At 38.5% G+C, this 12,635-nt stretch carries 14 protein-coding genes; 11 read left to right on the top strand and 3 right to left on the bottom strand.

The window, feature by feature from the left end; translation table 11 throughout:
• Positions 1–40: 40 nt before the first annotated feature.
• Together WBM60_RS15835 and WBM60_RS15830 are read left to right on the top strand one after the other, a co-directional pair.
• Complete coding sequence (locus WBM60_RS15835; RefSeq protein ID WP_424260936.1) at positions 41–1,852, top strand: sodium:solute symporter family protein; 1,812 nt, start codon at positions 41–43, stop codon at positions 1,850–1,852.
• Between the two features lie 4 nt (positions 1,853–1,856).
• Positions 1,857–2,945: an acyltransferase family protein gene (locus tag WBM60_RS15830; protein ID WP_424260938.1), complete on the top strand. Its 1,089-nt coding sequence runs from the start codon at positions 1,857–1,859 to the stop codon at positions 2,943–2,945.
• A 52-nt stretch (positions 2,946–2,997) separates the two neighbouring features.
• Here the strand turns inward: WBM60_RS15830 and WBM60_RS15825 are convergent, their stop codons facing one another.
• Positions 2,998–3,588 carry a riboflavin synthase gene (locus WBM60_RS15825; protein WP_424260940.1) on the bottom strand — a complete coding sequence of 197 codons (591 nt, stop codon included), beginning with the start codon at positions 3,586–3,588 and terminating at the stop codon, positions 2,998–3,000.
• A 58-nt stretch (positions 3,589–3,646) separates the two neighbouring features.
• Between WBM60_RS15825 and pdxA the strand changes: the two genes are divergently transcribed.
• The 9 genes from pdxA (at position 3,647) to WBM60_RS15780 (ending at position 11,228) form a co-directional block, all read left to right on the top strand.
• A complete protein-coding gene (pdxA, locus tag WBM60_RS15820; RefSeq protein WP_424260942.1) occupies positions 3,647–4,696 on the top strand; it encodes a 4-hydroxythreonine-4-phosphate dehydrogenase PdxA in 1,050 nt (349 codons plus the stop codon).
• Between the two features lie 115 nt (positions 4,697–4,811).
• Positions 4,812–5,342: a YceD family protein gene (locus WBM60_RS15815; RefSeq protein ID WP_424263649.1), complete on the top strand. Its 531-nt coding sequence runs from the start codon at positions 4,812–4,814 to the stop codon at positions 5,340–5,342.
• A gap of 8 nt (positions 5,343–5,350) precedes the next feature.
• Entirely contained in the window at positions 5,351–5,548 is a 198-nt protein-coding gene (gene rpmF, locus WBM60_RS15810) for a 50S ribosomal protein L32 (RefSeq protein ID WP_424263651.1), read from the top strand.
• A gap of 170 nt (positions 5,549–5,718) precedes the next feature.
• Positions 5,719–6,729 (top strand): beta-ketoacyl-ACP synthase III, encoded by a 1,011-nt coding sequence (locus WBM60_RS15805; protein ID WP_424283314.1) that lies wholly within the window; start codon positions 5,719–5,721, stop codon positions 6,727–6,729.
• A 6-nt stretch (positions 6,730–6,735) separates the two neighbouring features.
• Positions 6,736–7,233: an acetyl-CoA carboxylase biotin carboxyl carrier protein gene (gene accB / locus WBM60_RS15800; RefSeq protein WP_424263655.1), complete on the top strand. Its 498-nt coding sequence runs from the start codon at positions 6,736–6,738 to the stop codon at positions 7,231–7,233.
• A 79-nt stretch (positions 7,234–7,312) separates the two neighbouring features.
• On the top strand, positions 7,313–8,665 hold the full coding sequence (accC, locus tag WBM60_RS15795; protein ID WP_424276284.1) for an acetyl-CoA carboxylase biotin carboxylase subunit: 1,353 nt from the start codon (positions 7,313–7,315) through the stop codon (positions 8,663–8,665).
• 40 nt (positions 8,666–8,705) lie between these two features.
• Positions 8,706–9,818, top strand: coding sequence for an NAD(P)/FAD-dependent oxidoreductase (locus tag WBM60_RS15790; RefSeq protein ID WP_424276283.1), 1,113 nt, complete (start codon positions 8,706–8,708; stop codon positions 9,816–9,818).
• Position 9,819: 1 nt separating this feature from the next.
• Positions 9,820–10,281 carry a 3-oxoacyl-ACP synthase gene (locus tag WBM60_RS15785; RefSeq protein WP_424283313.1) on the top strand — a complete coding sequence of 154 codons (462 nt, stop codon included), beginning with the start codon at positions 9,820–9,822 and terminating at the stop codon, positions 10,279–10,281.
• A 107-nt stretch (positions 10,282–10,388) separates the two neighbouring features.
• Positions 10,389–11,228 (top strand): fumarylacetoacetate hydrolase family protein, encoded by an 840-nt coding sequence (locus WBM60_RS15780; protein ID WP_424277386.1) that lies wholly within the window; start codon positions 10,389–10,391, stop codon positions 11,226–11,228.
• A gap of 5 nt (positions 11,229–11,233) precedes the next feature.
• Here the strand turns inward: WBM60_RS15780 and arfB are convergent, their stop codons facing one another.
• Positions 11,234–11,638, bottom strand: coding sequence for an alternative ribosome rescue aminoacyl-tRNA hydrolase ArfB (gene arfB, locus WBM60_RS15775; RefSeq protein WP_424259587.1), 405 nt, complete (start codon positions 11,636–11,638; stop codon positions 11,234–11,236).
• Between the two features lie 14 nt (positions 11,639–11,652).
• Positions 11,653–12,627 (bottom strand): ABC transporter ATP-binding protein, encoded by a 975-nt coding sequence (locus tag WBM60_RS15770; protein WP_424259586.1) that lies wholly within the window; start codon positions 12,625–12,627, stop codon positions 11,653–11,655.
• Positions 12,628–12,635 lie beyond the last annotated feature (8 nt).

The raw sequence follows: 12,635 nt of genomic DNA, 5'->3' as shown, positions 1-12,635 counted from the left end.
CTAAAAAATAATATCTTTATACCACCACCAAAACCAAACTATGGAACTAAGCACTTTAGACTATTCGTTTATAATTGTATTTTTCTCAATTGTTCTTCTTATCGGGATCCTTGTTTCCAAAAAATCAGGGAAGAATACCTCAGAATTTTTCTTGTCCGGAAGGACTATGCCCTGGTGGTTATTAGGACTCTCCATGGTAGCAACCACCTTTTCTACAGATACTCCAAACCTGGTGACCGATATTGTAAGGACAAATGGCGTATCAGGAAATTGGGTCTGGTGGGCCTTTCTTATTACCGGTCTGCTAACAGTATTTGTTTATGCCAAACTATGGAGAAAATCTAATGTAAATACAGATCTCGAATTTTATGAATTACGTTATGGCGGTGCGCCGGCAAGGTTTTTAAGAAAGTTTCGCGCTGTTTACCTCGGGGTTATTTTTAATGTAATCACGATGTCTGCGGTTACACTGGCAGCCATTAAAATTGGAGGAATAATGCTTGGGCTGGAACCCTGGCAGACTGTAATAAGCGCCGGATTAATTACTGTAACTTTTAGCGCATTAGGCGGATTTAAGGGTGTTGTTTATACAGATTTCTTATTATTTTTTGTAGCAATGGGAGGGGCAATTGGCGCGGCATATTATTTGGTAAATTTACCCGAAGTAGGAGGGATTGAGGCAATTATGGCTAACGAAAATGTAAAAGACAAACTCTCTATTCTACCAGATTTTAGCAATAAGCAGGCGTTAATTACACTCTTTATTATACCCCTCGCAGTACAATGGTGGAGTTCATGGTACCCCGGAGCAGAACCTGGTGGCGGAGGTTATATTGCGCAAAGAATGCTGGCCGCCAAGAATGAAAACCATGCTATTGGTGCTACCTTTTTCTTTAATATTATGCACTACGCTTTAAGGCCATGGCCGTGGATTCTTGTAGCTTTGGCTTCATTGGTGATTTATCCGGATATTGCGAGTATCCATGAAGCTTTCCCAAACGTAGCGGATGATAAATTAGGACATGATTTGGCGTATTCTGCTATGCTTACAAAATTGCCCAGCGGGCTTCTGGGATTGGTTTTAGCTTCTTTAATTGCTGCCTACATGAGTACGATTTCCACTCAGTTAAACTGGGGGTCTTCTTATATAGTCTATGATTTTTACAAACAACAGATCAATCCAAAGGCTTCGGAAAAAAGATTGGTTGCAGTAGGGCGATTGTCAACAGTAGGCCTAATGATACTTAGTGCCCTTCTTGCTTTGCTGCTGCAAAATGCACTTCAATTATTTGAAGTACTATTAGTTTTTGGTGCGGGCACGGGTTTAATATTTATTCTAAGGTGGTTTTGGTGGCGCATTAATGCCTGGAGTGAAATTACTGCAATGTTTGCTTCCGGAATAATATCTATTGTTCTCAAACTTACCGCAGTGGGCCCATTTTTATTTGCAGCAGATACCGGCGTTTTCCCGGACTGGTCTGAGTATATTTTTGTTGTTTTGGTAACTACTATCATTTGGCTTGCGGCTACTTTTATGACTCAGCCGGAATCAAAAACAGTGCTAAGAGATTTCTATAAAAAAATACAGCCAGGAGGCCCAGGCTGGGAGAAAGTTATTAAGGATGCAAACTCCGATGGGGTCGTAATTTCTGATCCCAATGAAAAATGGAGCGTCCCGCAAGGAATTTCGGCAATGGTTTTGGGTTGTGTGCTTATTTATACTTGCATGTTTGCCACAGGGTATTGGATTTACGGGGAAATTAAACTGGCCTCCATATTAACGGTAGTAGCAATTGTTTCTGGAATTTTATTGGCGCGAGTGTGGAACCGGATGAAAGAAAATATTTTATAGCAGTGTGAAAGAACGAATTATTTCCGTTGATATTTTTCGAGGCCTTACCATAGTCCTTATGATTTTGGTAAACACACCGGGAACCTGGTCTCATGTTTATGCACCTTTTTTGCATGCCAAATGGCATGGTTATACCCCAACAGATCTGGTTTTTCCATTCTTTCTTTTTATAGTGGGAACTTCCATAGCATTTGCGTATAATAATAAAACTGCAACTTCGGCTACCTACAAGAAAATTACGGTAAGAGCTTTAAAGCTAATAGGGTTAGGGCTCTTTCTGGGGGCATTTACAATCCACTTTCCTTTTTTTAAGGATTTAGAAAATATTCGGTTTCCGGGTGTTTTGCAACGCATTGGAATAGTATTCTTTTTTGCAGCAATTTTATTTATAAATTTTAACTGGAAGGTACTTCTTGGAATTTGCATAACAATAGTACTTGGGTATTGGATATGGATGGGATTTATTCCAATTAATGGGATGGAGCCTACTTTTGACAGGGCACCTAATAACTGGGCTAACTATATAGACCTCAATGTAATTGGCACCCATATGTACAAAGAAGATTATGATCCAGAAGGATTATTGAGCACACTTCCTTCTATAGCCACTTCTTTGATGGGCATATTTACCGGGTTGATACTTTTATCTAAACAGGCAAAAAAAGAAATAGTACTAGTTCTTCTGGGAGCAGCTCTTGTTGTAGCAGGACATCTTTGGGATCTTATATTTCCAATTAACAAGGCTCTATGGAGCAGCAGTTTTGTGCTAGTTACAGCTGGTTGGGCTAATATTTTTCTGGCCTTAATTTACTATTTGACCGATGTTAAGGGGTTTAAATTTGGAAGTATTTTCCGGTACGCTGGCTCTAACGCAATTACGGTTTATTTTTTATCAAGCTTTATAACCAAAATATTTTATTCGATAAAAATTGATGAGCAAACAACACTTCATCAGTGGTTGTTTCAGAACATATACCTTCACGATTTTATGCAGGTTGAGTTATCCTCGCTCCTATATGGATTAACGGTAGTTTCATTTTATATGCTCTTAGCATATGTAATGTACAGGCGTAAAATTTTTATTAAGGTTTAAACTTGCCGGAAAAGCTCAAACTTGCATAGGAGATATTAAAAACATTTAATAATCAGGATTGTAATTCCAGATACCGGGCTACGTACTTGCCAATTACATCAAACTCCAGGTTCACCAAACTACCAATTTCATATTCTTTAAATCGCGTATGCTCATAAGTGTATGGTATAATTGCGACACTAAAAGCATTCTTTTCAGAATTAACGACTGTTAAGCTAACCCCGTCTACTGTAATGGACCCCTTTTCTATGGTAATATTATTAAGCTTTGGATCGTACTCAAAAGTAAACATCCAACTACCATCATTTCTTGTTATTTTTCTACAAACAGCCGTTTGGTCTACATGGCCCTGAACCAGGTGCCCGTCTAGTCTTGATCCCATGACCATAGCTCTTTCAAGGTTAATTACCTGCCCTTCCTTTAGTTCTGAGAGGTTTGTCTTTTGCAGAGTTTCATCTATAGCTGTAACTGTGTAATAAGGCGTTTCTTTTTGGACCACTGTCAGGCATACCCCATTGTGTGAAATACTTTGGTCTATTTTTAATTCGTCGGTAATAAGGGAACTAACCGTTATGTGAAGATTGCTCCCTTCTTTTCTCAATCTGTGTATTTTACCTAAAGTTTCAATTATTCCTGTAAACATGTATCATTTAAAATAAGTAGTTTTGCTCTGTAAAAGTAGAAATAAAGAGTTTGATAACATGGAGGAAAAGGCAAAAATAAGGTTGGGGATATCCATTGGTGATTTAAATGGAATAGGATGTGAAGTTGTGCTTAAAACATTTGAGGATCCTAGAATGACAGATTTTTGCACCCCAATTATTTTTGCATCAAACAAGACCATATCTAAACAGAAGAATGACCTCGGAATCGATATTAATTACAATGGAATTAAAGAGGCTTCAAAAGCTATAAGTGGTAAAGTTAATGTGGTAAATGTCTGGAATGAGATTCCAAATATCCTCTACGGAAAAGCTACCGAAGAAAGTGGCTCATATGCTTTAAAGTCCCTTAGGGCAGCGGTAAATGCCTTAAAAAAGAATGAAATAGATTTACTTGTTACAGCGCCAATAAATAAAAACAATATTCAAACCAAGGATTTTAACTTCCCGGGACACACAGATTATCTGGCGAGTGAACTGGAAGGAGAAAGTTTAATGTTTATGGTTACTGAGAGCTTAAGGATAGGATTACTAACAGATCATCTGGCCGTAAAAGATGCACCTGCGGCCATTACACCTGAACTTATACGTAATAAAGTCCGGATCATGGAAAAAGCCTTAACTATGGATTTTGGCATACGAAAACCAAAAATAGCCCTTTTAGGGATTAATCCACATAGTGGAGACGATGGCGTCATTGGCAAGGAGGATGATGAAGTATTAAAACCAACTATTCGTGATTTATCAGATGAGGGGCACTTGGTATATGGCCCTTATGCAGCAGATAGTTTTTTTGGATCTGAAGGATATAAGAGCTTTGATGCAATTCTTGCAGCTTATCACGATCAGGGTTTAATCCCCTTTAAAACGCTCTCTTTTGGGAAGGGGGTCAATTTTACTGCAGGTCTGTCAAAAGTGCGTACATCCCCTGATCATGGCACGGCATACGAAATAGCGGGTAAAGGTGAAGCTGATCCCGGTTCATTTAAGGAAGCAGTTTTTATGGCAATAAATATTTTCAGGAAAAGGAAAGAGTTTCAAAAACTCATCAAAAACCCATTGCAAAAACAGAAAATCAAACGAGCATGATATTGTTTTAACTCCAATAGTTTTTAGTAGAATTCTAAGGAAATATATTTTCTTTTTAATTGGGGTTTTAGAAAAAAAAAGTATCTTTGCACGCCTTAAACTAGTGTAAAACGTGATGAAGAATAAGGAATACAATATTCCTTTTGCAGGATTAAAACAAGGAAAGCACAAGTTTGAATATCAAATAGACAATACGTTCTTTGAATCTTTTGATTACAATGAATTTAATGATGCGGCCATTAAGCTGCACATTGTCTTAGACAGAATGTCAACAGTTCTTGAGCTTGAAATGAAGGCTAAGGGTACAGTGAATCTCTATTGCGACCTCACCAATGAACCTTTTGATCAAAAAATAGAAGCGTCTTTAAAACTTTTGGTAAAGTTTGGGGAGGTTTACAATGATGAAGATGATGAAATACTCATTATCCCGCACGGAGAACATCAGGTAAATATTGCGCAATACGTTTACGAAATGATAGTATTGTCAGTACCTTCCAAACGGATTCACCCTGGGGTATTAGACGGGACATTAAATTCAGAAGCACTTAAAAGGCTTGAAGAATTGCAACCAAAAGAGAATAAGAAAGACAAAAATAAAATAGATCCCAGATGGGAAGCATTAAAAAAATTACTAACGGATAAATAGATTACAAAATGGCACATCCTAAAAGGAAAATATCCAGAACAAGAAGAGATAAGAGAAGAACTCACTATAAGGCGATAGCGCCAACTCTTGCAAAGGATCCAACAACAGGAGAAATGCATCTTTATCACAGAGCTCATTGGCACGAAGGTAAATTGTATTACCGCGGACAGGTTCTAATTGATAAGACAGAAGAAGAAACAGTATAGCATACCTTGCTATAATTATGAACTCCCACTTTTAATTGTTGGGAGTTTTTTTATGGGGTATACTAAAATCTTTAAAAATTGACTTTTTAGGCAAAAAGTCCTAAAAAATGACTATTTTTCACGAATTTTCGACCATTTTTTAAGGTTTCTTGATAAAAACCAAACTTACTATGGGTAGAATAACAGCAGCAATTACAGCTGTAGGGGCTTACGTACCAGACTTCAGGTTAACCAATAAAATGTTGGAAACCATGGTGGATACCACAGACGAATGGATTACTACCAGAACTGGAATTAAAGAAAGAAGAATACTTAAAGATAAGGATAAAGGGACTTCTTACCTGGCTATTAAAGCGGCTGAAAATTTAATTAGTAAGTCTAATTTGGACCCTGCTGAAATTGATCTGGTTATTGTTGGAACGGCAACACCAGATTTACCAGTTGCTTCAACATCAGCCTATGTTGCTTCGCAAATTGGGGCCGTAAATGCCTTTTCCTTTGACATGCAGGCTGCCTGTTCAAACTTTCTATTTGGGATGTCTACAGCAGCACGCTATATAGAATCTGGTAAGTATAAGAAGGTCCTTTTGATAGGAGCGGATAAAATGTCTTCTATTCTTGATTATACTGAAAGAACCACCTGTATTATTTTTGGTGATGGGGCCGGAGCGGTTCTCTTTGAAGCCAATTATGAGGGATTAGGATTGCAGGACGAATATTTGAGATCTGATGGTACGGGAAGAGAGTTTTTAAAGATTGAAGCAGGGGGCTCATTAATGCCTTCTTCTGAAGAAACCGTCAAAAACAAAAAACATTATGTTTATCAGGACGGGAAATCGGTTTTTAAATTTGCTGTTTCAAATATGGCCGATGTGGCTGCCAAAATAATGGAACGTAATAATCTCACACATGATGATATAGATTGGTTAATACCGCATCAGGCGAACAAAAGAATTATAGATGCTACGGCAAACAGAATGGAATTGGAACCTTCAAAGGTGATGATGAATATAGAAAAATACGGTAATACAACTTCGGCAACATTACCACTACTGCTTTCTGATTACGAAAAAAAACTCAAAAAAGGAGATAACCTGGTATTTGCAGCCTTTGGTGGTGGATTTACTTGGGGATCCATATATTTAAAATGGGCATATAATGGCAATAACGAATCAAAATAGAATTCCATGGATATAAAAGAAATTCAAAGTCTAATAAAATTTGTAGCTAAATCGGGAGCTAGTGAAGTAAAACTTGAAACCGATGATATTAAGATCACTATTAGAACTGGAGCATTAGCTTCTGCTCCGGAAACTACTACCTATTTACAGCAAATACCCGTAGGTACTGCGGCAGCGGCTCCTCCCATGACTCTTCCACCAACTGCTGGCGGAGATACTTCAGGAGCTAAAGCAGATACTGGTGAATCAGAGAAAGAGTCCAAATATATTACTATCAAATCTCCAATTATTGGGACTTTTTACAGAAAACCATCTCCGGACAAACCAGCATTTGTTGAAGTAGGCGATACTATAGCGCAGGGTGATGTATTGTGTGTAATTGAGGCAATGAAATTATTCAATGATATTGAATCTGAAGTTTCAGGGAAAATCATAAAAATGTTAGTTGAGGATTCTTCTCCTGTGGAATTTGACCAACCTTTGTTCCTGGTAGATCCCTCATAAGTTTATTTAGAAGGACTTGTAATCAAAAACACTTCTATGTATTTGAATTCGGGTCCTTGAGAATTCTTTAGTAAAAGCTATGTTTAAAAAAATACTAATTGCAAACCGAGGTGAAATAGCCTTGCGTATTATACGGACCTGCAAGGAAATGGGCATTAAAACCGTGGCTGTTTACTCCAAGGCGGATGAAGAGAGCTTGCATGTGCGGTTCGCAGATGAAGCCGTTTGCATTGGCCCGGCACCAAGTAGCCAGTCCTATTTGAAAATACCCAATATAATTGCAGCAGCAGAAATTACTAATGCAGATGCAATTCATCCCGGCTATGGATTTTTATCGGAAAATTCAAAATTTTCTAGAATTTGTGCAGAGCATGAAATTAAATTCATTGGTGCTTCCGGAGAACAAATAGATAAAATGGGCGACAAGGCTACGGCTAAAGCAACCATGAGAATGGCCGGTGTGCCGACAATTCCGGGCTCGGAAGGTTTGCTGAAAGATGTTGCGCATGCCAAAAAAGAAGCGAAGAAAATGGGGTACCCCGTGATGTTAAAGGCTACTGCTGGGGGTGGTGGAAAAGGTATGCGGGCGGTTTGGAAGGAAGAGAATATTGAAGCGGCTTTTGAAAGTGCTGTTCAGGAGGCAACGGCCGCTTTTGGAAATGGCGCCATGTATATGGAAAAACTTATTGAAGAACCAAGGCATATTGAAATTCAAATTATCGGGGACCAATATGGAAACGCATGTCACCTTTCAGAACGAGATTGTTCAATCCAGCGTAGACATCAGAAACTTACCGAAGAAACTCCTTCCCCCTTTATGACAGATAGCCTGAGGGAAGCTATGGGAAACGCAGCGGTAAAAGCGGCGGAGTATATAAAATATGAAGGTGCGGGCACCGTGGAATTCTTGGTAGATAAGCACCGCGAATTTTATTTTATGGAAATGAATACACGTATTCAGGTAGAACATCCCATCACCGAACAGGTAGTGGATTATGACCTTATTAGGGAACAGATTCTGGTAGCTGGTGGAGTGCCTATTTCAGGTAAAAATTATTTTCCCAAACTTCATGCTATTGAATGCAGGATCAACGCCGAAGACCCGTATCACGATTTCAGGCCTTCACCGGGTAAAATAACCACATTGCACACCCCGGGAGGTCATGGGATTCGATTGGATACCCATGTATACAGCGGGTATACCATTCCTCCTAATTATGATTCTATGATTGCCAAGCTTATTACATCGGCCCAGACCAGGGAAGAGGCAATTAATAAAATGAAACGGGCCTTAGACGAATTTGTAATTGAAGGTATCGCAACAACTATTCCGTTTCACAGGCAATTAATGGACCATCCGGATTACCTGGCAGGGAATTATACCACTAAATTCATGGAAGATTTTAAAATGGATCCTAAACCAGAAGAATAGAATATGAACTCCGGCCATCGTCGGAGTTTTTTATAACACGATGAATCTTAGTTATTGGGAATATAAGACATGGTTGTCCAACATTGATTTTACTATTGTTGGGAGTGGTATTGTTGGTCTAAATTGCGCATATTATTTAAGCAAAAAACACCCAAAAGCAAAAATCCTCATTCTTGAAAAAGGGACGTTACCCCAAGGCGCAAGCACAAAAAATGCCGGATTTGCGTGTTTTGGAAGTATCTCGGAAATTGTTAGCGACCTTAAAACCCATTCTCAGGAAGAAGTGCTGGAACTGGTCAGAAGCAGATGGGAAGGGATTCAATTATTGCGCACTACTCTGGGGGATTCCAAAATGGATTTTCAGCAACATGGAGGGCATGAACTTTTTTTAAAGGAAAACACTAAATTATTTAATGATTGTTCTGAAGCTCTGAGTAACATCAATAAGCTACTTAAGCCGGTTTATGGTGAAGATGCATATTTTCTCCATCGAAACACTTTTAAGTTTAATAACATTGTCAATCAATATATCTCCAGTCAGTTTGAAGCTCAAATAAATACCGGAACCATGATGAATTCTTTGCTGTCCTTGGTCCGTCATTCAGGGGTAAATATTTTGAATTCTATTGCTGTTACTTCCTTTGATGACAGCCAGGGAAGTGTAAAGGTTTACACCAATCAATTCGAATTTGAGACAAAAAAACTTATTATCGCAACAAATGGATTTGCTAATGAGCTTTTAGATCAAGAAGTTAAGCCGGCAAGGGCACAAGTATTGATTACAAAACCCATCAAAAATCTTCAGATTAAGGGGACTTTTCACCTGGACGAAGGTTTTTATTATTTCAGAAATATAGAAAATCGCATTCTTTTAGGGGGTGGGCGAAATCTGGATTTTAAAACGGAAGAAACATCAAAATTTGGACAGACAGAACTGATTCAGAATCGATTGGATAGCATGTTACGCGAAATCATATTGCCTGACACAGATTTTGAGATTGAACGCAGATGGAGTGGTATTATGGGGATAGGAAATACAAAGAAACCAATTGTAAAGCAACTTTCAGATAACTTAATATGTGGAGTGAGGTTAGGGGGTATGGGAATTGCTATAGGTAGTTTGGTGGGAAAAAATTTAGCTGATTTAACCTGATATGGAAATTTCAGTGGCCATCAAGAATGAATTGCGCAGATTTTGTGAATCATTCGCAGAAGATAGGATTGGACGTATCCAAAATAATATAAATAACATTAACGAATCTCTAAAATCCGAGACAAAAAGTAGCGCCGGGGATAAACATGAGACGGGAAGGGCTATGATTCAACTTGAAAGGGAGAAGCTGGGATATCAGCTATATGAAGCGGAAAAGATGAGACAGGCTTTAGCTGGAATTACTACTTTGGCAAGCCCTGCAAATATTGGTCAGGGCAGTCTTGTGATTACTTCAGATGGCATGTACTACATTTCAATTTCAGCAGGAGCCTTCAAAAACGGCCCTACCCTAATTTATTGCGTTTCTTCACTTAGCCCTATTGGAAAAAAGTTATTGGGGAAATCCCAGGGCCATTGTTTTGATTTTAATCAAAAAACGATTTGTATTAAAAAGGTTCTGTAACGTTTTTAATAAAGGAATTCCCTAAAACTACTCGGAATCACATTTTTTTTCAATAAATTGTTATGTGCCACCGGTAACTTTTAAATAATTACATAACCCATATTGACATGAAAGTTTATAAGGTATATAAAGGGATTCTGATTGAAAATAAAGGAATCTTTTATCTTCTGGAAGGGGAAGATTGGGATTCATTTATTAATGACAATAACCTTTTTACGAAGATTAAACATTTGATATCCGGGATGGAGCCTTTACCAGATCCGGAAGCTTATTTAAAAAAGGGACTCCTTGCTCCGGTTGAGAGCCAGGAGATCTGGGCTAGTGGCGTCACCTATTTCAATAGCAAACTGGGACGTGAAGAAGAATCAAGAGAAAAAGGAGGGAGTAATTTTTATGCCCGGGTATATGTGGCAGAACGGCCGGAATTGTTCTTTAAGTCTATGGGGTACAGAGCGATAGGTTCCGGAGGAAAGGTCCGAATAAGAAAAGATTCTACCTGGGATGTTCCAGAACCCGAGTTAACACTTGTAATTAGCTCCACCGGTAAAATTATTGGATACACTATTGGGAATGATATGAGTTCCAGGAGTATTGAAGGAGAAAATCCTTTGTACTTGCCCCAGGCAAAAACTTACGATGGGTCCGCTGCTATTGGTCCCTGTATTTTAGTTATTGAAGGGCCTCTTCCTAAAACAACGAAAATAAGGCTTGAAATACGCAGAGAAAACAAACAGGTTTTCAGCGGGGAGATAGGGATTGATCAAATTAAACGCAAGTTTGAAGATTTGGTAAGTTACCTCTATGCGGAAAATTCTTTCCCTAACGGCAGCATGTTAATGACAGGAACCGGGATAGTTCCGTCTACCGATTTTACTTTGCAAAAAGGCGATGAAATTAAAATTGAAATTGATGGAATTGGCACCTTAATAAATACTGTTGACCGGTAGTTTATTCAATCATCTCCTGGTTTTTGTCGACTTGTTTTCTTCATTGCCACTACTCTTTTAGTTTTTAATCGTTTTTCTACCGAAGCTTTAGAAGGAGAAGTTTTTTTTCGTTTTTTTGGAACTTTAAGTGCTTCCTCAATTAATTTCAGTAAACGGTCTTCTGCAATTTCCCTATTCTTATGTTGGCTCCGGGATTCGTCACATTGAACCAGGAGTTTGTTTTCGGATGTAAGTCGTTTATTGAGTTTTTTATATAAGCGTTCCTTTTCAGATTCATTAAACGCCCTGGAACTATCAAGGTTTAAGGAAAGTTCCACTTTTGTAGATACTTTATTAACATGCTGGCCACCTGCACCCCCGCTTCGGACGGCTCTGAACTTTAATTCCTGTAAAAGCAAGTCTTTGTTCATCGTGCAAAGTGCGATTAGAGTTTTAGCCTTTGGTTAATTGTTTCAAGAGAAATATTGAGAAAAACTCTTGTTTCAATCTCTATATCCCGTTCTGAATGGAAGTATATTATTTGCTCTTCCGTATATCCTTCAACCAGATAATGACTTCCCATCGGATATGTTTTTTTTACAAACACAGGAAGACCGGAATTTCGGGATATTTTAAACTCATGGGCGTAGACAATAATTTTTCGTTTGGTATCTGCGTATGATTTGATAATATTGATTGGAACCAGATTAGCTTCACCAAAAAGCGAAGCAATGTAAAGATTTCGCGGGTTCTTATACATCTCCAATATGGGTTCCTCAGCTAATACTTGTCTATCCTTAAGTACAAGTACCCGGTCTGCAAATGGCAATATATCATTGTGGTCATGGGTAGCCGTTAAGCAGGTTATCTTCTCTTCCTTCAGATAGTTAAATAGATTTCTTCTTAAGCTGTTTTTTCTGAAATTATCTATATGACTGAATGGTTCATCCAATAGCAACACCTCAGGTTTCTGAGCCAGAGCCTTGGCCAGAGCAACGCGCTGTTGCTGTCCAATGCTCAGATGCCTTACTTTGGTTTTTGCAAACCTTTTCATTTCGATAATCTCAAGCAATTCCTCAGTACGATCTTTTAGTTCTTTGGGATAAAATACGGATAGATATTCAGAAATATTTTCGGCTACTGTAGTAGCTCCCATAAGGTCGAACCCCTGGGACATATACTTCATGTAAGACTCTCCGGGGACAAGCTTATAAAGAGGCCCCTTAACTTGTTTCCTCCCCCAATATACATCTCCTTGGGCCGGCTGGAGAGATCCATAAACCAGTTGTAATAGGGTGCTTTTACCACAACCACTTTCACCCATTATGCCCAGATGTTCACCTCTATCAACAGAAAAGTTAATATCATCCAGTACCGAATCCTTGTCATAGGCAAAAGATAGACCGGTTATTTTTAACATGATTATTC

The sequence above is a fragment of the Eudoraea sp. genome (assembly GCF_049669105.1).
Taxonomy (GTDB): Bacteria; Bacteroidota; Bacteroidia; order Flavobacteriales; family Flavobacteriaceae; genus Eudoraea.
This window is presented reverse-complemented; position numbering and strand designations above follow the sequence as displayed.

Bases quoted from the DNA above. Each gene is read 5' to 3' on its own strand.
- WBM60_RS15835 (WP_424260936.1), top strand. From the start codon at position 41: ATGGAACTAAGCACTTTAGACTATTCGTTTATAATTGTATTTTTCTCA.
- WBM60_RS15825 (WP_424260940.1), bottom strand. From the start codon at position 3,588: ATGTTTACAGGAATAATTGAAACTTTAGGTAAAATACACAGATTGAGA.
- pdxA (WP_424260942.1), top strand. From the start codon at position 3,647: ATGGAGGAAAAGGCAAAAATAAGGTTGGGGATATCCATTGGTGATTTA.
- WBM60_RS15815 (WP_424263649.1), top strand. From the start codon at position 4,812: ATGAAGAATAAGGAATACAATATTCCTTTTGCAGGATTAAAACAAGGA.
- rpmF (WP_424263651.1), top strand. From the start codon at position 5,351: ATGGCACATCCTAAAAGGAAAATATCCAGAACAAGAAGAGATAAGAGA.
- WBM60_RS15805 (WP_424283314.1), top strand. From the start codon at position 5,719: ATGGGTAGAATAACAGCAGCAATTACAGCTGTAGGGGCTTACGTACCA.
- accB (WP_424263655.1), top strand. From the start codon at position 6,736: ATGGATATAAAAGAAATTCAAAGTCTAATAAAATTTGTAGCTAAATCG.
- accC (WP_424276284.1), top strand. From the start codon at position 7,313: ATGTTTAAAAAAATACTAATTGCAAACCGAGGTGAAATAGCCTTGCGT.
- WBM60_RS15790 (WP_424276283.1), top strand. From the start codon at position 8,706: ATGAATCTTAGTTATTGGGAATATAAGACATGGTTGTCCAACATTGAT.
- WBM60_RS15785 (WP_424283313.1), top strand. From the start codon at position 9,820: ATGGAAATTTCAGTGGCCATCAAGAATGAATTGCGCAGATTTTGTGAA.
- WBM60_RS15780 (WP_424277386.1), top strand. From the start codon at position 10,389: ATGAAAGTTTATAAGGTATATAAAGGGATTCTGATTGAAAATAAAGGA.
- arfB (WP_424259587.1), bottom strand. From the start codon at position 11,638: ATGAACAAAGACTTGCTTTTACAGGAATTAAAGTTCAGAGCCGTCCGA.
- WBM60_RS15770 (WP_424259586.1), bottom strand. From the start codon at position 12,627: ATGTTAAAAATAACCGGTCTATCTTTTGCCTATGACAAGGATTCGGTA.